We start from the raw sequence: 26,646 nt of genomic DNA on the forward strand, positions 1-26,646 counted from the left end.
CTTACGATCTCTCGTTAGCGGGAGGCGAATTCTACAGCGTTACACGCTGCTGTCAACACCTCTTTTTCAACTCCCTTCTGGCTTCGATGAACTGAAGCAACCCGCTGCCGAAAACTTCGTAACTCTTTGTTTACCAAGGAGTTTTCCGTTTCGACTGCGCCGGAAGTGGGGCGAATTATAGACTTCTAGAATCCGCCGTCAATACTTAATTTAGCTTATCTATCAATAAGTTAGGATTGATCAAAAAACAACCAATCCGAGCTGATTGATGAGCCTGACTATATAGAAGAGCAAATTCAGATAACACCAGCAGCCTTCAGCGCAGCCACATTCGACGAATCCAACCCCAACACCCCCTGCAACACCTGCACCGTATGCTCGCCCAATAGAGGAGGCGCATTACGGTATTCCACCGGCGTCTTGGACAACCGCATCGGACTGGCGACCTGAGGCACCATCCCCGCCAATGCATGCGGCAACGCCATCGCCAACCCACGCGCCTTGACCTGCGGGTCGGCAAACACTTGCGCCAGATCATTGATCGGCCCACACGGCACGCCTACTTGCTCCAGCTGTGACACCCACTCAGCCGTCGTCTTGAACACTGTGGCCTGGCGGATCAGCGGAATCAGCTCCGCACGGTTAGCCACCCGTACCTTATTAGTGGCGAAACGCGGATCATCCGCCCACTGCGGCTGTCCGGCCACCTCAGCAAACTTGCGAAACTGTCCGTCATTGCCCACCGTCAGGATGAAGTCGCCATCAGCCGTGGGAAAGTCCTGATAAGGCACAATATTGGGGTGAGCATTGCCCAGGCGCTTGGGCGCGACACCCGTCGTCAGGTAATTCATCGCCTGATTGGCCAGGCATGCCACCTGAACATCCAGCAACGCCATATCAATATGCTGCCCACCGCCGTCATGATCCCGGTGAGCCAGCGCCGCCAGGATCGCCACGGTCGAGTACAGCCCCGTCAGGATATCCGTCAACGCCACGCCTACCTTTACCGGCCCAGCCCCTTCATCACCCTCGGGCCGACCGGTCAGGCTCATAAGCCCACCCAGCCCCTGGATCATAAAGTCGTAGCCTGCACGCGTCGCATAAGGCCCCGTCTGGCCAAAGCCGGTGATCGAGCAATAGATCAATTCTGGATTGATCTCCTTGAGCGATTCATAGTCCAGCCCATACGCCGCCAGACCACCTACCTTGAAGTTCTCGATGAGGATGTCGGACTTGGCCGCCAAGTCGCGCACCAGCTTCTGCCCCTCCGGGCGCGTGAAGTCGATGGTTACCGACTCCTTGTTACGATTGGCCGACAGGTAATACGCCGCCTCACTGGTGTTCTCACCATAGGCGTCTTTAAGGAAGGGCGGCCCCCATGCCCGCGTATCATCGCCACTGCCCGGCCGCTCAACCTTGATTACCTCAGCCCCAAGGTCTGCAAGGATCTGCCCGGACCACGGGCCAGCCAGCACTCGTGACAAATCCAATACCCGCAGATGTGAAAGCGCGCCCATGCCGTTCTCCTATTAATAGAACGCTTGAAGACCGGTCTGCGCGCGCCCAAGAATCAAGGCGTGCACGTCGTGGGTGCCCTCGTAGGTATTGACCACCTCCAGGTTGACCAGGTGACGCGCCACTCCGAACTCATCCGAGATACCGTTGCCGCCCAACATGTCCCGCGCCATGCGCGCAATATCCAGGGACTTGCCACACGAGTTACGCTTCATGATCGACGTGATCTCAACCGCCGCCGTCCCTTCGTCCTTCATACGCCCCAAACGCAGGCAGCCTTGCAAGGCCAGGGTGATCTCGGTCTGCATGTCCGCCAGCTTCTTCTGGATCAGCTGGGTCGCCGCCAAAGGCCGCCCGAACTGCTGACGGTCCAGGGTGTATTGGCGAGCGGTGTGCCAGCAAAACTCCGCAGCCCCCAACGCCCCCCAGGAAATGCCATAACGTGCCGAATTCAGACAAGTGAAAGGCCCCTTCAGGCCACGCACGTCCGGGAAGATGTTCTCCTCGGGCACAAACACGTTATCCATGACGATCTCACCGGTAATCGAAGCCCGCAGGCCGACCTTGCCGTGAATCGCCGGTGCGCTCAGCCCCTTCCAACCCTTCTCCAGGACAAAACCGCGGATATCGCCCGCATCGTCCTTGCCCCACACCACGAACACATCGGCGATTGGGCTGTTGGTGATCCACATCTTGGCGCCGGTCAGGCTGTAGCCGCCATCGACCTTACGTGCACGGGTAATCATCGCGCCCGGGTCAGAGCCGTGGTTAGGCTCGGTCAGGCCGAAGCAACCGATCCATTCGCCCGACGCCAGCTTTGGCAGGTACTTCTGCTTTTGCGCCTCGGTGCCAAATTCGTTGATAGGCACCATCACCAGTGAGGACTGCACACTCATCATCGAGCGATAGCCGGAGTCGACACGCTCCACCTCACGGGCAATCAGCCCGTAGCTGACGTAGTTCAGGCCACTGCCGCCGTACTGCTCAGGGATCATCGCGCCCAGCAGGCCGGTTTCACCCATCTCGCGAAAGATCGCAGGGTCGGTCTTTTCATGGCGAAAGGCTTCGAGCACACGCGGCGCCAGCTTGTCCTGGGCGAATTGCTCAGCACTGTCGCGCACCATGCGCTCTTCTTCGGTGAGCTGTTGATCCAGCAACAGTGGATCGATCCAGTTGAAGCTTGCCTTGCCAGCCATGAATAAGTCCTCGGGGAAGAAAACAGAAGTCGTGGATGCAGCCTAGGCCGGGCAACCGCAGAGGGCAAACGACGTTTACGCATAGGGTTGTGCTAATTTCTCACTTCTTAATGAGCGAAAAGCGCGCAAATCCGCTTTATGAGTGAGTACAACGTACATGCGCAGAAAAATTCCCAGCACCACCGCCCTGGTCAGTTTTGAAGCAGCGGCTCGCCACGAGAGCTTTACCAAGGCGGCGCACGAGCTTTCACTCACCCAAGGCGCCATCTGTCGACAGATCGCCAGCCTGGAGGAGTTTTTGAGTGTCGAGCTGTTTCGACGCTCACGGCGGGGCGTCAAGCTGACGGAAGCGGGGCTGTCGTATAGCCGTCGCGTTGCCATGCAACTGGACGCCGTAGAGCGCGATACGTTGTCGGTCATGGGGCAGCAAGGCGCGAATGTCATCGAGCTGGCAGTGGTGCCGACTTTCGGCACCCAATGGCTGATCCCACGGCTCAAGGACTTCCAGCAGCAACACCCGGAAGTCACGGTCAACCTCACCAACCGCACGCGCCCTTTTTTGTTTGCCGACACCGAGTTCGACGCCGCCATCTACTTTGGCGATGCCGATTGGTCAGGCACCGAATCCCACCGGCTGATGGGCGAAAATCCCGTACCCGTGTGCAGTCCGCGCTTACTGGGCAGTCGTGCACACTTCAGCCCGGAAGAAATCACCCAACTGCCGCTACTGCAACAAACAACCCGGCCGTACGCCTGGCGCCAGTGGTTCAGCGCGCAACAACTGAACATACCTCGCGACATGACAGGCCCTCGTTACGAGCTATTCTCGATGTTGTCGCAAGCGGCCATGCATGACATGGGCATTGCACTGATTCCACCCTTCCTTATCCAGCGCGAGCTGGAAGAGAAGCACCTGGTGATCGCGAGCCCCAAAGCGTTGAGCAGTACAAAGGCTTACTACCTGATGATTCCCGAGAGAAAAGTCGAATCTGCGTCGCTGCACGCTTTTAGAGACTGGCTAATCGACCAGTCACAGCGCTACAACCCCAGTATTTAAAGGACAAGGTCATTTTATTGACCTTGTAGTCAAATAAATTAGGATCCTACAGATATAACTATATGTCGTGTTTTGAAAGACTGTACCTCTCAGCATCAAAATGAGCTTAACGCCATGTCCAATAAGGCTTGTAGCGACAATTACCTGCCAATGCCCGACCATTCACGCCGAAGATAGGAAAACCGTCCGTAACTCTCTACAACCCTTTAAACGCCTGTATTTAAAGAGGTTATTTTGTCCTGTTGCGACAATCAGTCACAGGGTGACTTGTAGTTAATTTTTCGTCACCCGTCATAATCCCTTGAAGGCCGTAAAGTTCGCCTGCAAAATGCCGCGCCCCGCTGTCATTTCAGCGGGATCGTGCTGATCGGCCGCCCCAGCTGCGCCACTCGCGGTGCACTGGCCTTTTTACAAAAAGATCAAAAGCAAAAAGATCATGCAGGAGATTTGACGTGCACATTGGTGTTCCTCTCGAAACCCAGACCGGTGAAACGCGGGTGGCTGCCACCCCGGAAACCATCAAGAAGCTGATCGGCCAGGGCCATAAGGTCACTGTACAAAGCGGCGCCGGCATTACCGCCAGCATCGTCGACAGTGCCTATGAAACGGCAGGCGCAACCATTGGCAGCGCCAGCGAAGCGTTTGGCGCCGAGCTGATTCTCAAGGTGGTTGCCCCCAGCGACAGCGAACTGGCGCTGATCAAAAGCGGCACCGTGTTGGTGGGCATGCTCAACCCGTTCAGCAATGAAACCATTGGCAAGCTGGCCGAACGCGGCATCACCGCCTTCGCGCTCGAAGCAGCCCCACGCACCTCGCGGGCCCAGAGCCTTGACGTGTTGTCGTCACAGGCCAACATTGCCGGCTATAAAGCCGTATTGCTGGCAGCCCATCACTACCCACGCTTCATGCCGATGCTGATGACTGCCGCGGGCACCGTCAAAGCCGCGCGCGTGCTGATCCTCGGCGCGGGTGTCGCAGGCCTGCAAGCCATCGCCACGGCGAAACGTCTGGGTGCCGTGATTGAAGCGTCGGACGTGCGCCCTGCCGTAAAAGAGCAGATCGAGTCCCTCGGCGCCAAGTTCGTCGACGTGCCCTACGAAACCGATGAAGAGCGTGAATGCGCGGTCGGTGTCGGCGGCTACGCGCGCCCGATGCCATCGAGCTGGATGCAGCGTCAGGCCCTGGCCGTGCACGAACGCGCCAAACAAGCGGATATCGTCATCACCACCGCGCTGATTCCGGGCCGCAAAGCCCCGACCTTGCTCAGCGCCGAAACCGTCGCACAAATGAAGCCGGGCTCGGTGGTCATCGACCTCGCTGCCGCCCAGGGTGGCAATTGCCCGCTGACCGTCGCCGACCAGGTCGTCGTGGAAAACGGCGTGACCATCTGCGGCCCGACCAACCTGGCCGGTGCAGTCGCCGCCGATGCTTCTGCTTTATATGCGCGCAACCTGCTGGACTTCCTGAAGCTGGTCTTCACCAAGGAAGGGCAGTTTGAAATCAACCTCGAAGACGACATCGTCGCCGCGTGCCTGATGTGCCGCGACGGCCAAGTCATCCGCAAAAACGCCTAAGCAGGGATTCAGACGATGGAAGAGCTTATCTCCCCCGGTATCTACAACCTGATCATCTTTGTGCTGGCGATTTATGTCGGTTACCACGTGGTCTGGAACGTCACGCCCGCACTGCACACGCCACTGATGGCGGTCACCAACGCCATCTCCGCAATCGTGATTGTCGGCGCCATGCTGGCCGCAGCCCTTACCGTGACCCCACTGGGCAAGACCATGGGCACCCTGGCCGTGGCCCTGGCGGCGGTTAACGTATTCGGCGGGTTCCTGGTCACGCGCAGGATGCTGGAGATGTTCAAGAAGAAAGCCCCGAAAGCAAAAGAAGAGGCGCCAAAGTAATGAGCATGAATTTGGTTACGACGCTCTACTTGATCGCGTCGATCTGTTTTATCCAGGCCCTTAAAGGCCTGTCACACCCAACCACATCGCGACGCGGCAACCTGTTCGGCATGCTCGGCATGGCGCTGGCGGTGCTGACCACTGTGGGCCTCATCTATAAGCTCGGCGCTGAGCTTGCAACGGCCGGTATCGGTTACGTGATCGTCGGCCTGCTGATCGGCGGAACCGCCGGTTCGATCATGGCCAAGCGCGTAGAAATGACCAAGATGCCGGAGCTGGTTGCCTTCATGCACAGCATGATCGGCCTGGCGGCGGTATTTATCGCGATTGCCGCAGTGGTCGAGCCGCAATCCCTGGGCATCGTCAAACAGCTGGGCGACTCGATTCCTGCGGGCAACCGCCTGGAGTTGTTCCTCGGCGCGGCCATCGGTGCAATTACCTTCTCCGGTTCGGTGATTGCGTTCGGCAAGCTCTCGGGCAAGTACAAGTTCCGTCTGTTCCAGGGCGCACCGGTACAGTTCGGTGGTCAGCACAAACTCAACCTGGTGCTCGGCCTGGCAACCCTTGGCCTGGGCCTGGCGTTCATGTTCACCGGCAACCTCACTGCGTTCGCGTTGATGCTGGCACTGGCTTTCGTGCTGGGCGTGCTGATCATCATCCCGATCGGCGGCGCCGACATGCCGGTGGTTGTCTCGATGCTCAACAGCTACTCCGGCTGGGCAGCGGCGGGTATCGGCTTCTCGCTGAACAACTCGATGCTGATCATCGCAGGCTCCCTGGTGGGCTCCAGCGGCGCGATTCTGTCGTACATCATGTGCAAGGCGATGAACCGCTCCTTCTTTAATGTATTGCTCGGTGGTTTCGGCAACACAGCAGATGCCGGCGCAGCGGCTGGCTCCAAAGAAGCACGCCCGGTGAAATCCGGTTCGGCGGACGACGCCACGTTCCTGCTGACCAACGCCGACACCGTGATCATCGTTCCAGGCTACGGCCTGGCAGTCGCTCGGGCTCAACACGCCCTTAAAGAGCTGACCGAGAAGCTGACCCACCGCGGCGTGACCGTGAAGTACGCGATCCACCCGGTAGCGGGCCGTATGCCTGGGCACATGAACGTGCTGCTGGCCGAGGCGGAAGTGCCTTACGACCAAGTGTTCGAAATGGAAGACATCAACTCCGAGTTCGGCCAGGCCGACGTGGTGCTGGTGTTGGGTGCCAACGATGTGGTCAACCCGGCCGCCAAGAACGACCCGAACTCGCCGATTGCCGGTATGCCGATTCTTGAGGCGTTCAAGGCCAAGACCATCATCGTCAACAAGCGCTCGATGGCCAGCGGCTATGCCGGCTTGGATAACGAGTTGTTCTACCTGGACAAGACCATGATGGTCTTCGGTGACGCCAAGAAGGTCATCGAAGACATGGTCAAAGCCGTCGAATAACACTGCGCCAGCGCAATACCCGAAACCCTGGCCTCCAGTAGGCTGGGGTTTTTTTATGGTTCCCAAGCTCTGCGTGGGAATGCATCCGGGAATGCTCTGCGTTCCGCTTTGCACACACCTGAAACCCGACCAAAGGCTCTAAATCGCTGCCTGGCATTCGACCATGGTAGCGGGCCGAAATTTTTTGAAATCACTACACTGCCCACCTTGCTTCCGTAGCCTGAGATAACACTTCATGTACCGTGATCGTATCCGCTTGCCTTCGTTGTTGAACAAGGTCATGAGCGCGGCAGACGCCGCCGCACTGATCGAGGACGGCATGACCGTCGGCATGAGCGGCTTCACCCGTGCCGGTGAAGCCAAGGCCGTCCCCCACGCCCTGGCCGAACGCGCCAAGACTTCGCCGCTGAAAATCACCCTGATGACCGGCGCCAGCCTGGGCAATGACCTGGACAAGCAACTGACCGAAGCCGGCGTGTTGTCGCGCCGCATGCCGTTTCAAGTCGACAGCACCCTGCGCAAGGCGATTAACGCCGGCCAAGTGATGTTTATCGACCAGCACCTCTCGGAAACCGTCGAGCAACTGCGCAACAACCAACTCAAGTTGCCGGACATCGCGGTGATCGAAGCCGTTGCGATCACCGAACAAGGACACATCGTGCCCACCACCTCTGTGGGCAACTCGGCCAGCTTCGCGATTTTCGCCAAACACGTGATTGTTGAGATCAACCTCGCGCACAACCCGAACCTGGAAGGGCTGCACGACATCTATATCCCGACCTACCGGCCGACGCGCACACCGATCCCGCTGGTCAAGGTCGACGATCGCATCGGCAGCACCGCGATTCCGATCCCGCCGGAGAAAATCGTCGCCATCGTGATCACCAATCAGGCCGACTCCGCCTCAACCGTGACACCACCGGACGCCGACACCCAAGGCATCGCCAACCATCTGATCAACTTCCTCAAACAGGAAGTCGACGCCGGGCGCATGACCAACAAGCTCGGCCCGCTGCAAGCCGGGATCGGCAACATCGCCAACGCGGTGATGTGCGGCTTGATCGAATCGCCGTTCGAAGACCTGACCATGTATTCGGAAGTGCTGCAGGACTCGACCTTCGACCTGATCGACGCGGGCAAGCTGAGCTTTGCTTCGGGCAGTTCGATTACCTTGTCGGAACGACGCAACGCCGACGTGTTCGGCAACCTGGAACACTACAAGGACAAGCTGGTGCTGCGCCCGCAGGAAATCTCCAACCACCCTGAAGTGGTTCGGCGCCTGGGCATTATCGGTATCAACACCGCGCTTGAATTCGATATCTACGGCAACGTCAACTCCACCCACGTCTGCGGCACGCGGATGATGAATGGGATTGGCGGCTCCGGGGATTTCGCGCGCAATGCGCACCTGGCGATTTTTGTCACCAAGTCGATTGCCAAGGGCGGCGCGATTTCCAGCGTAGTGCCGATGGTCAGCCATGTGGACCACACCGAGCATGACGTGGACATCCTGGTGACAGAGGTTGGCCTCGCTGACCTGCGTGGCCTGGCGCCACGTGAGCGGGCACGGGTGATCATCGACAACTGCGTGCACCCGGCTTACCGCGATGCGCTGAACAGTTACTTCGACGCTGCCTGCGCGATCGGCGGGCATACTCCGCACATCCTGCGCGAAGCACTGAGTTGGCACATCAACCTGGAAGAAACCGGGCATATGCTCAAGGCTTGATTGATACAGATCCGGGCTGATGCAAACACAGTTTGCTCAGCTCGGTGACCGCAGCCGCACTTTTTGAAAAAACTGTACTGCTGTACCGGTCATTTCCTACCGAATTATCCTACGCCCCATGTCGAAAATACCTATTTCGCACCAATTAAGTGCAGACAGGTACAGTTGCCCCAATTCCGTACAGTACAGCCGCTATAAACAGTTAACTGGCCCCTCACAATACAGGTGAACTGTATCTAGAGAGTCTTGCGCCGGAGGAGGATCATTGGCATCAGTTAAACCACTACCTAATCCCGCCACAAGCGGAAGGATGTCATCATGGAACGTACACTCAGTTCCGATCTGTTCTTCGAAGAAAAAGCTGTAAACACCCAGGCTTCCATGCCTTTGCGCGTTCTCGCCAACCTGATGTTGTGGCAGCGCCGCATCTCCAGCCGTCACCAACTGGCTCGCCTGGATTCGCGTCTGCTGGCTGACGCCGGTATCAGCGAAGCTCAACGCTACGAAGAGCTGAGCAAGCCGTTCTGGCGCTAATTGGCGCCCGCTGGCCCTGCCCCGCCGGGTCCACCGCCAGCACCCTGATTTAACAAAACAAAGCCCGCCCCGGGAAACCGGAGGCGGGCTTTGTTGTTTCCGGAGTTCAGACTTTACACGGCTAAAACAGAGGGCACACGCAAACACCAGTACAGTTTAAATATAACAACAGTTAAGCGGTACAATTTAACTTTGTTGTATCTGTATTGGTAAAAGCTGGCCGCCCAAGATGGTGTTCCAAGACTTCATGGAAGGCCGTCGTCATGAGCACGCAAACCTCGCACCACAAACAGTTGATCATTCGAATGGCTCGCGCGCTCGGCAGATGGGCGCGGCAGGCCCATGAGCGCCGACAACTAGCGCAACTTGACCCACGTGAATTGGCCGATGCCGGCATCAGCCACGGCGACCGTACTGCCGAGCTGTCCAAACCTTTCTGGCGCGACTAGACAGATAGAGGCTTTCCGAACGGATAGCGGCAGCTTAAGATCCCCTTATTACGTGGCGAACCTTGTAGAACAGACGTCTGATGCTTAATCCGCAACAATGTCGGTTTCACAGTGGCCGCATTGCGCCGCTTTATTTGATCTTCTACAGGAGTTATTCCATGTCCCGTCTTCGCCTGCTGAGTGCTGCCACCCTGTTGGCCCTGGCCGCCAACGCCAACGCGAGCAGCTTTATCGTGACCACCGACTCGATTGTCGGCGCGCTCAAAGCCACTTCCGATGCCAGCTCCGACGCCACGTCGTCCCTGCGTGACAACAAAGTCGTACAAGCTGCCCGTGACGACGCCGCCAGCTTTGTGGCCAGCGAAGGCGCCATTCGTGGCGTGAAACTGGAAAGCGCCCTGGCCCAGATTCGCCAACAGGCCCCACAACTGAACACCGCGACCGACGCTCAACTGGCCCAGGCAATTCTGGCCATCTGATAAACCGGTAGACGCCAGGGCACGCCAGCCGCTACCAAATGTGTCAGCGCTGGCTCTCGCCCGGACGTTGCGCTAGCCTTGGCGCTCGCTTTCAGTTGTCGAGTCCCATGGCTTTTACATACCGCCTGTTGATTGTTCCCGTGTTGGTTTCCGCCTGCTGGTCACCCTTGGCTTCGGCCTTTGACGTGTCCATCCAGAGCACCGTCATCAGTGCCTACGCCACCAGCAAGGTGACGTCGGCGCCCTTTGACAGAAAATTGGTACTGGCCGCCCAGGATGACGCTGCCGCTTTTATCGCCACTGACGGCCAATGGCGGGGAGCTCGTCTGGAATCTGCGCTGGAGTACTTGCGCCGAACCCAGCCAAAACTTCATGTCAGCGACCTTGAACTGGCGCAGGCAATTCTCGTCCAATAATCATCGTATATTTCTACCTTTGTATTTCGGAGTCATTCCATGCGTAGCCCGCTGATCGCTGCCGCTCTGGGCCTGCTGTTGTTGGCCGATGTCGCCCACGCGCAAACCCTGAAAGCCACCAGTAACATCATCGTGCGTGCCTCGGCGCGTACCATTGATTTCACTTCGGACACCACCACTTCCATCCGCGACTCCAAAATCGTGCGCGAAGCCCACGATGACGCTGCCAGCTTCGTCGCCTCCAACGGCGAAATCCGCGGCGCACAGTTGGAAGCAGCCTTCGATACCCTGCGCACCCGCGTACCGGAAGCCCGCGACGCCAGTGACCAGACCCTCGCCGAAGCTATCCTCGCTCTGTGAGGCGCCTGTTCGCCTGGCTACTGGCCGGGACTGTGCTGCTTTGTGCAGGCGCAGCCCAGGCCAGCCTGCAACTGCGGCTCAAGACCGATGGCTTGAGCCCGGCCGAACAGCAGGCCAGCCAGGCGTTGCTTGATGAAGCGATGCGCGCTCTGCCGCCGCGCTTTATCGAGCAGCTGGATCGGCGCATTGATGTCGGCTGGACCGACAAGATGCCTGAAAACGCCTATGGCCAAGCCTCCCTGGTGTCCGAACTGGACCTGAACCAGAACCTGCTCGCCAGCCTCACCGACGGCAGCGCCGCCACCCAAAAGACCAACCGCCCCCATGGCACTGTGCGCCGCGAAATGCTCGCCACCGTGCTGCATGAACTGACCCACATCTATGACCGTGCGCGCCTGTGGTCCACAGACGAGCGCCGCCTGATCCAACGCTGCAGCCGCCAGAACAACATCACCGGCCTGATCGGCCTGCCCGATCAATGCCGTGGCCAGAACGACCGTCGCTTCACCTTGAGTGACGACCCGCGCTTGCTGGACATTGCCGGCTGGCCCCAATACGTGGGCCGTCGCGGCGAGCGCGAGCAACACAACCACCAGGTCGCCCGCAGCCCGGACATCTACGAAACCACCAGCCCGCTGGAGTTTGTGGCGGTCAACATGGAGTATTTCCTCCTCGACCCGAGCTACGCCTGCCGTCGCCCCGCGCTGTTTCGTTATTACAAGGAACACTTCGGCTGGGCACCGCCCGAACAGGACACCTGCGCCAAAACCTACGCGTTCCTGAACGCCGGCAATGACTTCGCCAAAACGCCGCTGGGCCAGATCGACCCGGAGCGCGTGTATGAAATCGACTACCTGTTGGCCGAAGCCAACCAGAACCTGGTGAGCCGCTGGGGCCACAGCATGTTGCGCCTGGTGATCTGCGCACCCGGCCGCCCGCGTGGCCCGGATTGCCGATTGGACCTGGACCAGCACTTGGTGTTGTCTTACCGCGCTTTCGTCGGTGACGTACAGCTCTCAAGCTGGGATGGACTGGTGGGCAAGTATCCATCACGCTTGTTTGTGCTGCCGCTGGCGCAGGTGATCGACGAATACACCAAGACTGAACTGCGTGGCCTGGCCTCGGTACCGCTCAAGCTCACCCGCCAGGAAATCAACGACACCGTCGAACATGCCGCCGAAATGCACTGGAGCTACGACGGTAATTACTTCTTCATCTCCAACAACTGCGCGGTGGAGAGCCTCAAGCTGTTACGCAGCGGCAGCGCCAACCCGCAATTGACCAGCCTGGACAACATCACCCCCAACGGCCTGCTCGAGGTGCTCAGCGCCCGCGGCCTGGCTGACACCAGCGTACTCAATGACAAGCGTGAAGCCTTGCGCCTGGGTTATCACTTCGACTCGTTCCGCGAGCGCTACCAGGCGATGTTCGACGTGCTGCGCAAACATCTGCCGATCAAGCAGACCCAAGTCGAAGACTGGCTCGCCCTCAGTGCCGCAGAACGCCGCCAGTGGTTCACCCAGGCCGACCTGCGCACCAGCGCCGCACTGCTGCTGCTGGAACAAGCCAGCTATCGCAAACAACTGATGCTGGCCCAGGACGAAGTCAAGCAACGCTACCTCAATGCCCGTGAGCTGAAAAACGGCGGCATGGAAAGAGCCAACAACACCCTGCAACAGATCCTCGCCAACAGCGGCTTCCTCAGCCGCCCGGCGGAATTGCTCGATAGCGGCGGCTACGGCCTGCCGCAACCGTCGGAAGCCAAACGCCTGGAATCGGAAAGTGCCGAGCGCCAGAAACAGCTGCAGTCCTTGACCGGCGATCTGGATAAAGAGGTGAGGGCGTTGCTGGACCCTGCACGCGCCGACGAGATTGCCGCCTGCGAAGCCAACCTCAAGCAGATGGGCGAACACCTGCGGGCCTTGCACAAAGCCTCGGGCGGTTTGGAGCTGCCCTGAGTCACCTTAATCAAAATTCCTACAAGCCTTCCATCATCTGACTTACACAGCGAAAGCTGGCTGAAAGCTTCCCCGTCTAGGATCGCCCCCACTGCCGGCAACAGACCGGCTGTAAACAACAACAATGGTGACCCCTGATGTCCGCTACTACCCGCCTGTTCGCTCCAACTCCATTCGTACGCCACGTGCCTTTCGTACTGCGCTGACCCCAACCCGGTTCGCCATTCCCTAGCCGCGCTACGCCTGGAGTATTCCTATGCTGACTTTCCTTGGCTTTGCCATGGTCATCACGTTCATGTACCTGATCATGACCAAGCGCCTGTCCGCGCTGATTGCCTTGATCATTGTGCCGATCCTGTTCGCCCTGTTCGGCGGCTTTGCACCCGAGATCGGACCGATGATGCTTGCGGGCATCACCAAGCTTGCGCCGACCGGCGTGATGCTGATGTTCGCCATTCTCTACTTTGCCCTGATGATCGACTCCGGCCTGTTCGACCCGGCCGTGCGCAAGATCCTCAAGATGGTCAAGGGCGACCCGCTGAAAGTTTCGGTCGGTACCGCCGTGCTGGCCCTGGTGGTGTCCCTGGACGGTGACGGCGCCACCACTTACATGATCTGCGTGGCCGCCATGCTGCCGCTGTACCAGCGCATCGGCATGAGCCCGCGGATCATGGCCGGCCTGATCATCCTCGCCGGTGGCGTGATGAACATGACGCCATGGGGCGGCCCGACGGCCCGTGCCGCCAGTGCGCTGCATGTAGACCCTTCGGATATTTTCGTACCGATGATCCCGGCCATGGCTGTCGGCGTAGTGGCGATCCTGGTGATTGCCTATATGTACGGCAAACGCGAACGTGCCCGCCTGGGTGAACTGCACCTGCAGGGCGACGAGATCGATCACAGCGAGATCAGCGTGTCGCAATTCCCGGACGCCCGTCGCCCCAAGCTGATCTGGTTCAACGGCGCACTGACCTTCGCGCTGATGTGCACCCTGATTGCCGGCCTGTTGCCGCTGCCAGTGCTGTTCATGGTGGCGTTCAGTATCGCGATGATCGTCAACTACCCGTGCCTGCAACAGCAGAAAGACCGCGTCGCCGCCCACGCCGGCAGCGTGCTGGCAGTCGTCGGGCTCATCTTCGCCGCGGGCATCTTCACCGGCATTTTGTCCGGTACCGGCATGGTTGATGCAATGTCCAAGAGCTTGCTGGCGGTTATCCCGGAAGCGCTGGGCCCGTACCTCGCAGTGATCACCGCGCTGGTAAGCATGCCGTTTACCTTCTTCATGTCCAACGACGCGTTCTACTACGGCGTACTGCCTGTGCTCGCCGAAGCGGCCAGCCATTACGGTATCACCGCCGTGGAAATGGCCCGTGCGTCCATCGTTGGCCAACCCGTACATTTGCTCAGCCCGCTGGTACCATCGACTTACCTGCTGGTGGCCCTGGCCGGGATCGAATTTGGCGATCACCAACGCTTTACCCTCAAGTGGGCAGTGCTGGTGTGCCTGTGCATAATGTTCGCCGCTTTGCTGATGGGGATTTTTCCGCTGTTCAGCACTCTATAATCGTAACGACCTGACCGCGCGGCGCTGCAGCTTGCGCGGTTTCACATTTGCTCAAAGGAATACACATGGAATGGCTGACCAATCCGGAAATCTGGATTGCCTTCTTCACCCTGACGGCCCTCGAGATCGTCCTGGGTATCGATAACATCATCATGATTTCGATCCTGGTCAGCCGCATGCCCAAGCATATGCAGGCGCGCACCCGGATCTTCGGCCTGGCCCTGGCCATGGTCACGCGAATCCTGTTGCTGCTGTCGATCACCTGGGTCATGCAACTCACTGCGGACCTGTTCGTGGTCTTCGGCCAGGGCATTTCCGGTCGCGACCTGATTCTGTTCTTCGGTGGCCTATTCCTGCTGTGGAAAAGCTCCCAGGAGATGTACCACGCACTCGAAGGTGAAGACGAAACCCACGACGAGCCGGGCGGCAAGGGTGGCAAGTTCATCTACACCATCATCCAGATCGCGATCATCGACATCGTGTTCTCCCTGGACTCGGTGATCACTGCGGTCGGCATGGTTTCCCATGTGCCAGTCATGGTCGCTGCGATCGTGGTAGCCGTACTGGTGATGATGCTGGCTGCGGGCACCATCAGTGAATTCATCGACAAGCACCCGTCGCTGAAGATGCTGGCGCTGTCGTTCCTGCTGGTGGTGGGTACGGTGCTGATCGCTGAATCCTTCGACGTGCATGTGCCAAAAGGCTACGTCTACTTCGCCATGGCGTTCTCGCTGGCAGTAGAAGCGGTGAACATCAAGATGCGTACCGCCATCGCGAAAAAGAAGAAACAGCAGGATCCTGTGAAACTGCGCAAAGACATTCCGGGTCAATAAACCTGACCCGCTGCTGTTGATCGTTGTTGATCGTTCCCACGCTCCGCGTGGGAATGCCGCCTCAGGACGCTCCGCGTCCGCCCTCAAAGCGACGCAGAGCGTCGCGGGATGCATTCCCACGCAGAGCGTGGGAACGATCTTCATGACAGTTTTGTTTCAATCCCCACTTTAGCTATGCGATGCTGGCGCAGAGCCCATTCGCCAACTACAGCTTAAGTACAAGACGTAGAACGGCACGCGGCAATTCTCATTTGCTCTTTCTGGAGCACACCCACACGGGGGGCCGAGCATGCTGACCTTGCTCAATCTGCTTTCCGCCGTGACCCTGCTTATCTGGGGCACGCACATCGTCCGTACCGGCATCTTGCGGGTCTACGGTTCCAACTTGCGCCAAGTCATCGGGCAGAACATGTCCAAGCGCTGGCTGGCGTTTATCGCCGGTATCCTGGTGACGGCCATGGTCCAGAGCAGCAACGCCACGGCGATGCTGGTGACGTCGTTTGTCGGCCAGGGCTTGATGGGCCTTACGCCGGCGCTGGCGACCATGCTCGGTGCCGACGTCGGTACGGCATTGATGGCGCGGGTACTGACCTTCGACCTGTCCTGGCTGTCGCCACTGCTGATTTTTCTTGGGGTGATTTTCTTCCTGTCGCGCAAACAAACGCGGGCAGGGCAGATGGGCCGCGTCGGTATCGGCCTGGGCCTGATCATTCTGGCCCTGCAACTGATCGTCGAAGCCGCCGGGCCGATTACACATGCCCAAGGCGTCAAAGTTATCTTTGCCTCGCTGACCGGCGATATTCTGCTGGATGCCTTGGTCGGCGCTCTGTTTGCGATGATTTCCTACTCCAGCCTGGCCGCCGTACTGCTGACCGCCACCCTGGCCGGCGCCGGTGTGATCGGCCTGCACGTGGCCATCGGCCTGGTGATCGGCGCCAACATCGGCAGCGGCGTGCTGGCCTTCCTCAGCACCAACATGCAGAACGCCGCCGGCCGACAGGTCGCGCTGGGCAGCTTGTTGTACAAACTGATCGGCCTGTTGCTGATTATTCCGGTGCTCGACCCGCTCGTACGCTGGATGGATGGTTTGGACTACAGCGCCCAAGGCATGGTCATCACCTTCCATGTGCTCTACAACACCACGCGCTGCCTGATCCTGCTGCCGACCATCGGGCCAATGGCGCGCCTGTGCGCCTGGTTGCTGCCGGAGCAACAGGAAACCAACGGCAAAGCCAGGCCCCGTCATCTGGACCTGGCCTCGCTTGCCACTCCAAGCCTGGCGCTGGCCAACGCGGCCCGTGAAACCCTGCGCCTGGGCGACCTGATCGACAACATGCTCACCGCCATGCTCGAAGTGCTGCGCGGCAAGCAAACCGCGATCACCCAGGAAATGCGCAGCCTCAGCGACGACGTCGAGGCCCTCTACAGCGCGATCAAGCTTTACCTGGCGCAAATGCCCCGCGAAGACCTGAGTGAACAGGACAGCCGCCGCTGGGCCGAGATCATCGAGCTGTCGATCAACCTCAAGCTGGCCGGCGACCTGATCGAGCGCATGCTGCGCAAAGTCCAGCAGCAGAAAACCTCACAGCGCCGGCAGTTCTCCGAAGTCGGCCTGGAAGAACTCACCGGTTTGCACAGCCAGTTGATTGCCAACCTGCGTTTGGGCCTGTCGGTGTTCCTCAGTGCCGACCCGGAAAGCGCCCGCCAACTGCTGCGCGAAAAGCGCCGTTTCCGCGCTCAGGAGCGTCGTCTGGCCCACGCCCACGTCAGCCGTTTGCAGCGCAAAATCGTACAGAGCCTGGAGACCAGTTCCCTGCACCTGGAGCTGATTGCCGACATGAAACGCCTGAACTCGTTGTTTTGCAGCAGTGCTTATGTGGTGTTGGAAACCTCAGACACCGGCGCGCTCTCCGCCGAAGATATTGCCGACATCACTCATTCGCCCTGAACGTACGATGGCCCGTGAAGTCAGTTAACAATGGACCTCACCCGCCAGGAAGCTTGTTATGCGTCGCCTGTTACTTGCCTGCCTGCTCATGGGCTCGGCACACACCTTTGCCTTCGACCGCATGCAAGTCGAAGGCTACACCTTGCCCAACGGCCTGCAATTGCTGCTCAAGCCGGGCACCGAGCGTGGGCACGTGGCGATCCGCCTGGTGGTGGGCGTCGGCCTGGATGACTTTCCCTGCGACGAAAAAGAACTGCCGCACCTGCTCGAACACTTGCTGTTCAGCGGCATCGACGGCGGTGGTGAAGGCGACCTTGAAGACCGCATGCAAGCCCTCGGCGGCGAATGGAACGCCTACACCAGCAATGCCGACACCACCTTTGTGATCGAGGCACCCGCGCAGAACCAGCGCAAGGTGCTGGACCTGTTGCTGGCGATCCTCACCCGCACCGAACTGACCGACGCGAACATCAATGCGGCCAAAAAAGTGGTCGAGCGCGAAGACGGCGGCCATTACTCGCACCTGCAACGCTTGCTCGACCGCCAGGACCTGGGCCACACCGCCAGCAACCAATTAGCCGTCGAACTGGGGCTCAAATGCGCCGAGCGTGCCGAAGTCAGCCAGCTGACCCGCGATCAGTTGCAAAACCTGCGCGCACATTGGTACGCGCCCAACAACATGACGCTGATCATCGTCGGCGACCTCGACAAACTGCTGCCGGCGTACCTGGAACGCACGTACGGTCAACTTGATCCGGTCGACCCCACCGAGCATCGACCGCTGCCGGCCATCCAGCACACCGCCGCCAGCCATCGCGACCTTATCCACGGCTGGGTCGGTGACAGCGCCAAACTGCACTGGCTGTTCCCCGAACCGGTATTGGACGACCAACACGATGAAACCTACGATTTGCTCAAGGACTACCTCGACTGGGCGCTGTACCGTCAGCTGCGCCTCAAGCACGGTTTGTCCTACGGCCCATGGAGTGAGCGCGAAGTGCTCGGCGGCGTCGGCTTCCTCAGCCTGAATGCCGACCTTGAGCGCGACAATCTTCCTGAAGCCGAACAGGTGTTGCAGGACCTCACGGCGCAACTGCTCAAGGACGGCCTCGACCCGGCGGTCTTCAACCGCTTGCAGCAAGCCGCTATTGCGCGCCAAGCCTGGGCAGTGCAGGGCAACAGCGCGCTGGCCGACTATTACTGGAGCGCTGCCGGCGACTATGCCGATGGCCATATCAGCGACCCGACCAAGCGCATCAAGGCCGTCAACCTGGCGCAAACCAACCAGGCCATGCGCGAGGTGTTTAACCAGAAGGGCTACTGGCGCGTCGAAAAACCGCTGCTGAGCTATGACGCCCTGAGCTGGATCGGGGCCGGCCTGCTCGCGCTGATCGCCAGTGTGTTGATCGGCGTGCGTCTTTATCGCAAACGGATCACGTAATGACGCACCGAACACAGGGCTAAGACGTTATTCTGTCTGAGATTTTTCCTACACCAATTGTGAAGCGCCAATGCCAAATCTACCGCCCCTTATCCAGCGCATTATCGAACTGATCAAGCGCTATCCAGGGGTGATTGCACTCGGCGGTTTTATCTCGGGTGTGTGCAGCTTCATCCTGGTGGATCGCCAGCAGGGCATGGCCAGTTGGATTGCGGTGATCATGCTGGTGAGCTGGCTGTGGTTGATGCTGGAAAACAGCTTTACGCAGCTGTTCGCCAAAGTCTTCAAGCGCGAAATCCCCGAGCCGCTGCTGCGCTACGCGACCCAGATGATCCATCAGGAAAGCCTGTTCTTCGTATTGCCGTTCTTTTTCGTCACCACTGCCTGGAACAGCGGCCAGTCGGTGTTCACCGGCCTGCTCGGCGCGGCGGCGCTGGTGTCGATCACTGACCCGCTGTACTACAAGTGGCTGGCACCCAAGCGCTCGCTGTTCCTGGCGCTGCACACCCTGACCTTGTTCGCGGCACTGCTCACCGCACTGCCGATCATCCTGCACCTCACCACCGCCGAGAGTTACAAGTTGGCGCTTGGCGTGGCCATGGCATTGTCGATCCCGAGCCTGGCCGTGAGCCTGCCGCTGCGCAGCATCAAAGGCTGGGTGATGCTGCTCGGGGTGACGGCCGCCATTGGTTGCGCCGGCTGGTTCCTGCGCAGTTGGGTGCCGCCGGCCACCTTGTGGATGACCGAAGTGGCGATCAGCACCCAGTTGCAAGACCGCACACCAGGCGATGACCTCAAGGAAGTCACCGCCGCCCAACTGCGCAGCGGCGGGCTGTACGCCTACACCGCGATCAACGCGCCACGCGGGCTGGATGAGCGGATCTTCCATGTGTGGAAATACAACGGCCAGGAGGTCGACCGTATCGCCCTGGATATCCATGGCGGGCGCAAGGAAGGCTATCGCGCCTGGACCCGCAAGCAGAACTTCCCGGCCGACGCCGTGGGCCGCTGGCAGGTGCAGGTGCTGACGGAGGATGGGCAAGTCATCGGTGTGCTGCGCTTCAAAGTCACTGACCCAGCACAAACGGACAACCCAAAGTAGGCCGTATCGTGCTATTACGTACGGATTGTGGATAGCCAAACAAGCTCGGAGCTTATGACCACTCGTACCACGGCCGGCGCAGCCCACCTCGACACCTCCAGCGTTCCCCCGTTACTCAGGATTACGGGGGACTGGACGCTTGCCCACTACGCCAATCTTAAAAAACTGAGTGACAAGCTCGACGGCCAATACGACGCCGGTGCACGCATCGACCTCAATGGCCTCGGCGCCCTGGATACCGCGGGTGCCTCGCTGCTGGTCGAGTTGCTGGGCCCGGACCGTATAGAGCGTTCCGCCGAGCAGACCGATTGCAGCTTATCTACCGCCGACCGGGCACTGCTCAAAACCGTCTACCGCTCTCTGAACGATTTCTGCGTACCCGACAAAGAGCCGGAAGAAGCCGCCGGTATCCAAGTGCTGGCACGTATCGGCCGGGCCGTCGACACGGTATGGCAGGACGGCATGAAACTGCTGGGCTTTATCGGCCTGATCCTCGAAACCTTCGCCCGCGGCGTGTTCCGTCCCAAGCGCTGGCGCATCACGCCGATGGTCGCGCATATCGAACAAACCGGCCTCGACGCTGCGCCCATTGTCGCGTTGCTGACCTTTCTGGTGGGCGCCGTGGTGGCGTTCCTCGGCGCCACCGTGCTCAAGAGCTTCGGCGCGACGATTTTTACCGTGGACCTGGTGGCGTTTTCCTTCCTGCGTGAGTTCGGCGTATTGCTTACCGCCATCCTGATCGCCGGTCGCACCGCGAGTGCCTTTACCGCGCAAATCGGCTCGATGAAGGCTAACGAAGAAATCGACGCGATCCGCACCCTGGGCCTGGACCCGATGGAACTGTTGGTATTGCCACGGGTGATGGCGCTGCTGGTGTCGCTGCCGATGCTGACATTTTTGGCGATGCTCTCGGGGATTGTCGGCGGCGGGGTGGTGTGTGCCGTGGCCCTGGATATTTCGCCGGCGATGTTTCTCTCGCTGCTGCAATCGGACATTGGCGTGCAGCACTTTTTGGTGGGCATGGTGAAAGCGCCGATTTTCGCCTTCCTGATCGCGGCGATTGGCTGCCTTGAAGGCTTCAAGGTCAGCGGCAGCGCCGAGTCGGTCGGCGCCCACACCACCTCCAGCGTGGTGCAGTCTATTTTCGTGGTGATCGTGCTGGATGCGGTCGCCGCGATGTTCTTTATGGAGATGGGCTGGTGAGTCGTCTACACCGTGCGCCCACTGAGGCGGTGATCGAAGTGCGCGGCCTGTGCAATCGCTTCGGCAGCCAGAGCGTGCACGAGCACCTCGATCTGGATTTGTACAAAGGCGAGATCCTCGCGGTGGTCGGCGGCTCCGGCAGCGGCAAGTCGGTGCTGCTGCGCAGCATCGTCGGCCTGCGTCGGCCCAGCGAAGGTGAGGTGCGGGTCTTCGGCAAGAACCTGCCCAACCTGCCCGAGCATGAACGCTCGCTGGTGGAACGGCGCTTTGGCGTGCTGTTCCAGAAAGGCGCGCTGTTTTCCTCGCTGACGGTCACCGAAAACGTCGCCCTGCCGTTGATCGAACACGCCGGCCTCAGCCGTCGCGATGCCGAGCACCTGGCGGCGGTCAAGCTTGCCCTGGCGGGGCTGCCGTTGTCGGCGGCGGATAAATACCCGGCGTCACTGTCCGGCGGCATGATCAAGCGCGCCGCTTTGGCGCGGGCGTTGGCACTGGACCCGGACATTCTGTTTCTGGACGAACCCACCGCCGGCCTCGACCCGATTGGCGCGGCGCAATTCGACCAACTGATCCTGACCCTGCGCGATGCGCTGGGCCTGAGCGTGTTCCTGGTCACCCACGACCTCGACACGCTGTACACCATCACCGACCGCGTGGCGGTGCTGGCGCAGAAGAAAGTGCTGGTGGCCGATGCCATTGATGTTGTCTCGGAAACGGACGACGCCTGGATTCACGAATATTTCCACGGCCCCCGTGGCCGCGCGGCATTGGATGCCGCTCAATCGCTTAACGAGGTATGACATGGAAACCCGAGCCCATCATGTGATGATCGGTTTGTTCAGCGTGATCGTGGTGGTCGGCGCAATGCTGTTCGGCCTGTGGCTGGCCAAGTCCAGCGTCGACAGTGCCTTCCAGGACTACGAGGTGGTGTTCAACGAGGCCGTCAGCGGCCTGTCGCAAGGCAGTTCGGTGCAATACAGCGGGATCAAGGTGGGCGATGTCACCAGCCTGCGCCTGGACCCGAAAGACCCGCGCCGGGTACTCGCACGCATTCGCCTGGCCGGGCAGACGCCGATCAAGGAAGACACCCAGGCCAAACTGGCACTGACCGGCATCACCGGCACCTCGATCATCCAGCTCAGTGGCGGCACGCCGCAAAGCCCGGAACTCAAGGGCAAGGACGGCAACCTGCCGGAAATCATCGCCTCGCCGTCACCCATCGCGCGTCTGCTCAATAACAGCAACGACCTGATGACCAGCATCAATCTGCTGCTGCACAACGCCAACCACATGTTCTCACGGGAGAACGTCGAGCGCCTGAGCAACACCCTGGACAACTTGCAACAAACCACCGGCGCCATTGCCGACCAGCGCGGTGATATCAAGGTGGTGATGCAGCAGTTGATGCAGGTGAGCAAACAGGCGAGCGCCGCGCTGGAACAGACCACCACGCTGATGCGCAATGCCAACGGCTTGCTCAACGACCAGGGCAAGCAAGCCTTCGGCAGTGCCGAGCAGGCCATGAAGTCGCTGGAACAAAGCACCACGACCATCAACACCTTGCTGACCAACAACAAAGACTCGGTGAACAGCGGCATGCAGGGCCTCAACGAACTGGCACCGGCCGTGCGCGAGTTGCGCGAAACCCTGGGTTCGCTGCGCGCCATCTCCCGTCGCCTCGAAGCCAACCCCAGCGGTTACCTGCTGGGCAGCGACAAGAACAAGGAGTTCACGCCATGAAGCGTGCTTACCAACTAATCGCCCCGCTGGCCTTGGTGCTGATCAGCGCTTGCTCGATCCTGCCCAAGCCGGACCCGTCTGACGTGTACCGCCTGGCGTCGGCGCCCACCAGCACCCAAGGCACGCCGGTGAGCTGGTCGTTGCGTGTGTCCAAGCCGCAGAGCAGCGAGTTTCTCGACAGCCCGCGTATTGCCGTAGTGCCAAACGGCGACCTGATCAGCAGCTACGCGAACTCACGCTGGAGCGACCCGACGCCGGTGTTGCTGCGCAATCGGTTTATGGACGGTTTCCAGCGCGATGGGCGGGTGACGCTGCTGAGTACCGACGAAACCAATCTACAGGCCGATTACGAGCTGGGCGGGCAGTTGCAGGCGTTTCAGAGTGAGTACCACGGCAGCGCGGTGGAGGTGGTGATCCGCCTGGATGCGCGGTTGGTGCGTGGCAGTGATCAGCGGATTATTGCCAGTCGGCGGTTTGAGGTGAAGCAGCCGGTCGGCGATACAAAGGTGCCAGCGGTAGTGGCGGCGTTTGGGCAGGCGGGGGATCAGTTGAACAAGCAGGTGGTGGATTGGGTGGTGCAGCAGGGCAATGCTGCTGCGAAACGCTGAGGGCCTCTTCGCAGGCAAGCCAGCTCCCACCTTTTGATTTGTGAACACCGTCAAATGTGGAAGCTGGCTTGCCTGCGATAGCGATCTAAACCTTAACCAAAGAACCAGTAGCACACCGCAATCGCCGCCACGACACCGGCAAACTCCGCCAGCAACGCACACCCAACCGCATGCCGCGCCCGCTGAATGCCCACCGAACCAAAGTACACCGCCAACACATAAAAGGTGGTCTCGGTACTGCCCTGAATCGTCGCCGCGACCAACGCCGGGAAGCTGTCCACGCCCTTGGCCTGCATGGTCTCGATCAACAGCGCCCGCGCTGCGCTGCCGGAAAACGGCTTGACCATCGCCGTCGGCAACGCGTCGACAAAGCGTGTGTCCATGCCGGTCCAGGCCACCACATGGCGAATGCCTTCCAGGCCGAAGTCCAATGCCCCGGAAGCGCGCAATACGCCCACGGCGCAAAGCATCGCCACCAAATACGGCAGCAGGTTCTTGGCAACATCGAAACCTTCTTTGGCGCCTTCGACAAAGGCCTCGTACACCTTCACCTTGCGCAACGCACCGATCACCAGAAACAGCATGATCAAGCCAAACAGCGTCAGGTTGCCGAGGATCGACGACAGGCCCGCCAGCGCCGTGGCGGACAAGGTCGCCAGCAACGCCATAAAGCCGCCCAGTGCCAGCGCGCCGGGAATCAGATAGGCCAGCACCACCGGGTCCCACAAGCGCAGGCGCTGCATCACCGCCACCGACAGCAGGCCCACCAGCGTGGAAGCACTGGTGGCCAGCAGGATCGGCAGGAACACCAGCGTCGGGTCGGCGGCGCCTTGCTGGGCGCGGTACATGAAGATCGTCACCGGCAACAGTGTCAGCGAGGATGCGTTAAGCACCAGAAACAGAATCTGCGCGTTGCTCGCGGTGTTGGGGATGGGGTTGAGTTCCTGCAACGCCTTCATGGCTTTCAGGCCAATCGGCGTGGCGGCGTTGTCCAGGCCCAGGCCGTTTGCGGCGAAGTTGAGGGTGATCAAGCCGATAGCGGGGTGGCCGGCGGGCACTTCCGGCATCAAACGGCGAAACAGCGGGCCTAGGGCCTTGGCCAGCCAGTCGACGATCCCGGCTTTTTCGGCGATGCGCAAAAAGCCCAGCCATAAGGTCAGGGTGCCGAACAGCAGCACCATCACGTCGACAGACAGTTTGGCCATGGCGAAAATGCTTTCGACCATCGCCGCAAAAATCCCGGCATTACCGCCCACCAGCCATTGCGCCAGTGCTGACACCATTGCCACGACAAAGAAGCCAAGCCACAGGCCATTGAGCATCAGTTGAATCCCCCGAAAGATGGGGCGAATGATAGCGGGGCTGGCAGAAACGACAAACCCCGGAATTTTCCGGGGTCTGTTTCAGAGCAGCGGTGGTATCAGCCGCGGGTAGCTTGTGCGGTCGGCACGGCTTCTTTGCTGCGCCAGTGCGGCAGCGAGTTCCAGTAGCGCTCGCCTTTGGCATCGTCGTACATGCCTTCCCAACGAGAGATAACCAGAACGGCCAGGGCGTTGCCGATCACATTGAGTGCGGTACGCGCCATGTCCATCACACGGTCGACACCGGCGATGAAGGCCAGGCCTTCCAGCGGAATGCCCACGCTGCCCAGGGTGGCCAGCAGCACCACGAAGGACACGCCCGGCACGCCGGCAATACCTTTGGAGGTGACCATCAGGGTCAGTACCAGCATCAGTTGTTGGCCGATCGACAGGTCGATGCCATACAGCTGGGCGATAAAAATGGCCGCGATGCTCTGGTACAGAGTCGAACCGTCGAGGTTGAACGAGTAGCCAGTTGGCACTACGAAGCTGCAGATCGCTTTTGGTGCGCCGTAGGCTTCCATCTTCTCGATCACACGCGGCAGCACGGTTTCGGAACTGGCGGTGGAGTAGGCCAGCACCAGCTCATCCTTGAAGATGCGCATCAGCTTGAGAATCGAGAACCCGAACAGGCGGGCGATCAGGCCCAGTACCGCAAAGGCGAAGAACAGGATGGCGACGTAAACCAGGATCACCAGCTTGGCCAGCGGCAGCAAGGAGGCGAAGCCGAAGTTGGCGACGGTTACCGCGATCAAGGCAAATACACCGATTGGGGCGTACTTCATGATCATGTGGGTCACTTTGAACATGCTCTCGGACACGCCCTGGAACATCGTCACCAGCGGCTCGCGCAGCTCAGGCTTGAGGCTCGACAAACCCAGGCCGAACAGCACCGAGAAGAAGATGATCGGCAGCATGTCGCCACGGGCAACGGCGGCGAAAATGTTCGACGGGATCAGGTTGAGGATGGTTTCGATGAACGCATGCTCATGCTGCACTTCGGCGGCGGTGGCGGTGTATTTGGAAATGTCGACGGTACCCAGGGTACTCATGTCGATGCCGGCGCCCGGGTGGAACACGTTGGCTAACAGCAGGCCGACCACAATGGCGATGGTGGTGACCACTTCGAAGTAAAGAATGGTTTTGACGCCGATCCGCCCCAGCTTCTTCGCATCACCTACGCCGGCGATGCCGACAATCAGCGAGGAAATCACAATCGGGATCACGATCATCTTGATCAGGCGGATAAAGATATCGCCCGCCGGCTGCAACACATTGCTGATCCACCAGGCTTTTTCAGCACTGAAATGGTTGAGCACTGCACCGATTGCGATCCCCAGTACCAAACCGATGAGGATCTGCCAGGCGAGGCTTAGCTTTGCCTTCTTCATGTCATTACCCTTACTTCAAGTGGACTTAAGGCAAATGCGCCACTCGCAACGCTCGCAAGCGAAAAAGTGTGCGCATTTGCCTCCATGGAAGGTCACCGCAGCATGGCCGAAATGGCTTACTGGCAGGCGAAAAAAGGCGCAACTATTCCCATGCAAGGGTTCGACGTCTAATGCCGTAAACGCCTACCCTATGCCGAATCGGCATGACTTTTTTTGAAATTGACTGTCCGAACGGTCAGTTCAAATCCGCCATTAAATCCCGTGAATATGCCGTTAACCAGCCAATACCGGCTCGCTCAGAGATGTTGGACGACTTATATAGGTTGGCGAAAATGCCTGGGAATTCACTGACCTGGCGTCAGAAATGTCTTATGGCGCAGCCAAAATTTTCTCGATAGATGGTCGCCACGAAACAC

At 59.7% G+C, this 26,646-nt stretch carries 24 protein-coding genes; 20 read left to right on the top strand and 4 right to left on the bottom strand.

The features are described 5' to 3' along the window. Positions 1-296 precede the first annotated feature (296 nt). Together AOA59_RS14755 and AOA59_RS14760 are read right to left on the bottom strand one after the other, a co-directional pair. The gene (locus AOA59_RS14755; protein WP_099488081.1) at positions 297-1,517 is read right to left on the bottom strand and encodes a CaiB/BaiF CoA-transferase family protein; all 1,221 of its coding nucleotides are present in this window, start codon (positions 1,515-1,517) and stop codon (positions 297-299) included. A 12-nt stretch (positions 1,518-1,529) separates the two neighbouring features. Further along, positions 1,530-2,711 carry an acyl-CoA dehydrogenase gene (locus tag AOA59_RS14760; RefSeq protein WP_003187423.1) on the bottom strand — a complete coding sequence of 394 codons (1,182 nt, stop codon included), beginning with the start codon at positions 2,709-2,711 and terminating at the stop codon, positions 1,530-1,532. Between the two features lie 157 nt (positions 2,712-2,868). On the opposite strand from AOA59_RS14760, the gene AOA59_RS14765 reads away from it, so the two are divergent. From AOA59_RS14765 to AOA59_RS14860, 20 genes are all read left to right on the top strand, one after another. Continuing rightward, the gene (locus tag AOA59_RS14765; RefSeq protein WP_099488082.1) at positions 2,869-3,768 is read left to right on the top strand and encodes a LysR family transcriptional regulator; all 900 of its coding nucleotides are present in this window, start codon (positions 2,869-2,871) and stop codon (positions 3,766-3,768) included. A 452-nt stretch (positions 3,769-4,220) separates the two neighbouring features. Then, complete coding sequence (locus AOA59_RS14770; protein WP_065931940.1) at positions 4,221-5,342, top strand: Re/Si-specific NAD(P)(+) transhydrogenase subunit alpha; 1,122 nt, start codon at positions 4,221-4,223, stop codon at positions 5,340-5,342. Positions 5,343-5,357: 15 nt separating this feature from the next. Then, the gene (locus AOA59_RS14775) at positions 5,358-5,678 is read left to right on the top strand and encodes an NAD(P) transhydrogenase subunit alpha (protein WP_003220416.1); all 321 of its coding nucleotides are present in this window, start codon (positions 5,358-5,360) and stop codon (positions 5,676-5,678) included. Further along, positions 5,678-7,114 (top strand): NAD(P)(+) transhydrogenase (Re/Si-specific) subunit beta, encoded by a 1,437-nt coding sequence (locus AOA59_RS14780; RefSeq protein ID WP_065931941.1) that lies wholly within the window; start codon positions 5,678-5,680, stop codon positions 7,112-7,114. Before AOA59_RS14775 ends, AOA59_RS14780 begins: the two co-directional genes overlap by 1 nt. Positions 7,115-7,349: 235 nt before the next feature. Continuing rightward, a complete protein-coding gene (locus AOA59_RS14785) occupies positions 7,350-8,843 on the top strand; it encodes an acetyl-CoA hydrolase/transferase family protein (protein WP_099488084.1) in 1,494 nt (497 codons plus the stop codon). Between the two features lie 318 nt (positions 8,844-9,161). Then, positions 9,162-9,377, top strand: a complete 216-nt coding sequence (locus tag AOA59_RS14790; RefSeq protein ID WP_048721398.1) for a DUF1127 domain-containing protein — start codon at positions 9,162-9,164, stop codon at positions 9,375-9,377. 263 nt (positions 9,378-9,640) lie between these two features. Further along, the gene (locus AOA59_RS14795) at positions 9,641-9,826 is read left to right on the top strand and encodes a DUF1127 domain-containing protein (protein WP_065931943.1); all 186 of its coding nucleotides are present in this window, start codon (positions 9,641-9,643) and stop codon (positions 9,824-9,826) included. Between the two features lie 158 nt (positions 9,827-9,984). Then, positions 9,985-10,305, top strand: a complete 321-nt coding sequence (locus AOA59_RS14800; RefSeq protein WP_056861033.1) for a DUF2388 domain-containing protein — start codon at positions 9,985-9,987, stop codon at positions 10,303-10,305. A 107-nt stretch (positions 10,306-10,412) separates the two neighbouring features. Then, positions 10,413-10,721, top strand: a complete 309-nt coding sequence (locus AOA59_RS14805) for a DUF2388 domain-containing protein (protein WP_065931944.1) — start codon at positions 10,413-10,415, stop codon at positions 10,719-10,721. A gap of 39 nt (positions 10,722-10,760) precedes the next feature. Further along, complete coding sequence (locus tag AOA59_RS14810; RefSeq protein WP_060756468.1) at positions 10,761-11,081, top strand: DUF2388 domain-containing protein; 321 nt, start codon at positions 10,761-10,763, stop codon at positions 11,079-11,081. After that, positions 11,078-13,039 (top strand): DUF4105 domain-containing protein, encoded by a 1,962-nt coding sequence (locus tag AOA59_RS14815; RefSeq protein WP_058421921.1) that lies wholly within the window; start codon positions 11,078-11,080, stop codon positions 13,037-13,039. The genes AOA59_RS14810 and AOA59_RS14815 overlap by 4 nt, the downstream gene beginning before the upstream one ends. 256 nt (positions 13,040-13,295) lie before the next feature. Next, positions 13,296-14,603 carry a CitMHS family transporter gene (locus tag AOA59_RS14820; protein ID WP_017139070.1) on the top strand — a complete coding sequence of 436 codons (1,308 nt, stop codon included), beginning with the start codon at positions 13,296-13,298 and terminating at the stop codon, positions 14,601-14,603. Between the two features lie 65 nt (positions 14,604-14,668). After that, on the top strand, positions 14,669-15,436 hold the full coding sequence (locus AOA59_RS14825; RefSeq protein WP_017139071.1) for a TerC family protein: 768 nt from the start codon (positions 14,669-14,671) through the stop codon (positions 15,434-15,436). 289 nt (positions 15,437-15,725) lie between these two features. Then, the gene (locus AOA59_RS14830) at positions 15,726-17,384 is read left to right on the top strand and encodes a Na/Pi cotransporter family protein (protein WP_065931945.1); all 1,659 of its coding nucleotides are present in this window, start codon (positions 15,726-15,728) and stop codon (positions 17,382-17,384) included. Positions 17,385-17,442: 58 nt separating this feature from the next. Continuing rightward, positions 17,443-18,825 carry a pitrilysin family protein gene (locus tag AOA59_RS14835; protein ID WP_099488086.1) on the top strand — a complete coding sequence of 461 codons (1,383 nt, stop codon included), beginning with the start codon at positions 17,443-17,445 and terminating at the stop codon, positions 18,823-18,825. Between the two features lie 70 nt (positions 18,826-18,895). Then, positions 18,896-19,927, top strand: coding sequence for a DUF5924 family protein (locus tag AOA59_RS14840; RefSeq protein WP_099488088.1), 1,032 nt, complete (start codon positions 18,896-18,898; stop codon positions 19,925-19,927). Between the two features lie 54 nt (positions 19,928-19,981). Beyond that, positions 19,982-21,130 (top strand): ABC transporter permease, encoded by a 1,149-nt coding sequence (locus AOA59_RS14845; RefSeq protein WP_065931948.1) that lies wholly within the window; start codon positions 19,982-19,984, stop codon positions 21,128-21,130. Beyond that, complete coding sequence (locus AOA59_RS14850) at positions 21,127-21,930, top strand: ABC transporter ATP-binding protein (protein ID WP_065931949.1); 804 nt, start codon at positions 21,127-21,129, stop codon at positions 21,928-21,930. Before AOA59_RS14845 ends, AOA59_RS14850 begins: the two co-directional genes overlap by 4 nt. Position 21,931: 1 nt before the next feature. Next, the gene (locus tag AOA59_RS14855) at positions 21,932-22,870 is read left to right on the top strand and encodes an MlaD family protein (protein ID WP_056861024.1); all 939 of its coding nucleotides are present in this window, start codon (positions 21,932-21,934) and stop codon (positions 22,868-22,870) included. Beyond that, positions 22,867-23,478 (top strand): ABC-type transport auxiliary lipoprotein family protein, encoded by a 612-nt coding sequence (locus AOA59_RS14860; protein WP_069785821.1) that lies wholly within the window; start codon positions 22,867-22,869, stop codon positions 23,476-23,478. Before AOA59_RS14855 ends, AOA59_RS14860 begins: the two co-directional genes overlap by 4 nt. Before the next feature lie 92 nt (positions 23,479-23,570). Here AOA59_RS14860 and AOA59_RS14865 read toward each other — a convergent pair whose 3' ends face one another. Continuing rightward, positions 23,571-24,800 (bottom strand): nucleoside recognition domain-containing protein, encoded by a 1,230-nt coding sequence (locus AOA59_RS14865; RefSeq protein ID WP_065931951.1) that lies wholly within the window; start codon positions 24,798-24,800, stop codon positions 23,571-23,573. Between the two features lie 98 nt (positions 24,801-24,898). Next, the gene (gene gltP / locus AOA59_RS14870; protein WP_065931952.1) at positions 24,899-26,230 is read right to left on the bottom strand and encodes a glutamate/aspartate:proton symporter GltP; all 1,332 of its coding nucleotides are present in this window, start codon (positions 26,228-26,230) and stop codon (positions 24,899-24,901) included. Positions 26,231-26,646: the final 416 nt, after the last annotated feature.

This window comes from Pseudomonas sp. 2822-15, from assembly GCF_002742515.1.
In the GTDB taxonomy this organism is placed as follows: Bacteria; Pseudomonadota; Gammaproteobacteria; order Pseudomonadales; family Pseudomonadaceae; genus Aquipseudomonas; species Aquipseudomonas salomonii.

Bases quoted from the DNA above. Each gene is read 5' to 3' on its own strand.
- AOA59_RS14865 (WP_065931951.1), bottom strand. From the start codon at position 24,800: ATGCTCAATGGCCTGTGGCTTGGCTTCTTTGTCGTGGCAATGGTGTCA.
- AOA59_RS14790 (WP_048721398.1), top strand. From the start codon at position 9,162: ATGGAACGTACACTCAGTTCCGATCTGTTCTTCGAAGAAAAAGCTGTA.
- AOA59_RS14785 (WP_099488084.1), top strand. From the start codon at position 7,350: ATGTACCGTGATCGTATCCGCTTGCCTTCGTTGTTGAACAAGGTCATG.
- AOA59_RS14795 (WP_065931943.1), top strand. From the start codon at position 9,641: ATGAGCACGCAAACCTCGCACCACAAACAGTTGATCATTCGAATGGCT.
- AOA59_RS14825 (WP_017139071.1), top strand. From the start codon at position 14,669: ATGGAATGGCTGACCAATCCGGAAATCTGGATTGCCTTCTTCACCCTG.
- AOA59_RS14765 (WP_099488082.1), top strand. From the start codon at position 2,869: ATGCGCAGAAAAATTCCCAGCACCACCGCCCTGGTCAGTTTTGAAGCA.
- gltP (WP_065931952.1), bottom strand. From the start codon at position 26,230: ATGAAGAAGGCAAAGCTAAGCCTCGCCTGGCAGATCCTCATCGGTTTG.
- AOA59_RS14775 (WP_003220416.1), top strand. From the start codon at position 5,358: ATGGAAGAGCTTATCTCCCCCGGTATCTACAACCTGATCATCTTTGTG.
- AOA59_RS14860 (WP_069785821.1), top strand. From the start codon at position 22,867: ATGAAGCGTGCTTACCAACTAATCGCCCCGCTGGCCTTGGTGCTGATC.
- AOA59_RS14830 (WP_065931945.1), top strand. From the start codon at position 15,726: ATGCTGACCTTGCTCAATCTGCTTTCCGCCGTGACCCTGCTTATCTGG.
- AOA59_RS14845 (WP_065931948.1), top strand. From the start codon at position 19,982: ATGACCACTCGTACCACGGCCGGCGCAGCCCACCTCGACACCTCCAGC.
- AOA59_RS14760 (WP_003187423.1), bottom strand. From the start codon at position 2,711: ATGGCTGGCAAGGCAAGCTTCAACTGGATCGATCCACTGTTGCTGGAT.
- AOA59_RS14840 (WP_099488088.1), top strand. From the start codon at position 18,896: ATGCCAAATCTACCGCCCCTTATCCAGCGCATTATCGAACTGATCAAG.
- AOA59_RS14755 (WP_099488081.1), bottom strand. From the start codon at position 1,517: ATGGGCGCGCTTTCACATCTGCGGGTATTGGATTTGTCACGAGTGCTG.
- AOA59_RS14805 (WP_065931944.1), top strand. From the start codon at position 10,413: ATGGCTTTTACATACCGCCTGTTGATTGTTCCCGTGTTGGTTTCCGCC.
- AOA59_RS14820 (WP_017139070.1), top strand. From the start codon at position 13,296: ATGCTGACTTTCCTTGGCTTTGCCATGGTCATCACGTTCATGTACCTG.
- AOA59_RS14810 (WP_060756468.1), top strand. From the start codon at position 10,761: ATGCGTAGCCCGCTGATCGCTGCCGCTCTGGGCCTGCTGTTGTTGGCC.
- AOA59_RS14855 (WP_056861024.1), top strand. From the start codon at position 21,932: ATGGAAACCCGAGCCCATCATGTGATGATCGGTTTGTTCAGCGTGATC.
- AOA59_RS14835 (WP_099488086.1), top strand. From the start codon at position 17,443: ATGCGTCGCCTGTTACTTGCCTGCCTGCTCATGGGCTCGGCACACACC.
- AOA59_RS14780 (WP_065931941.1), top strand. From the start codon at position 5,678: ATGAGCATGAATTTGGTTACGACGCTCTACTTGATCGCGTCGATCTGT.
- AOA59_RS14800 (WP_056861033.1), top strand. From the start codon at position 9,985: ATGTCCCGTCTTCGCCTGCTGAGTGCTGCCACCCTGTTGGCCCTGGCC.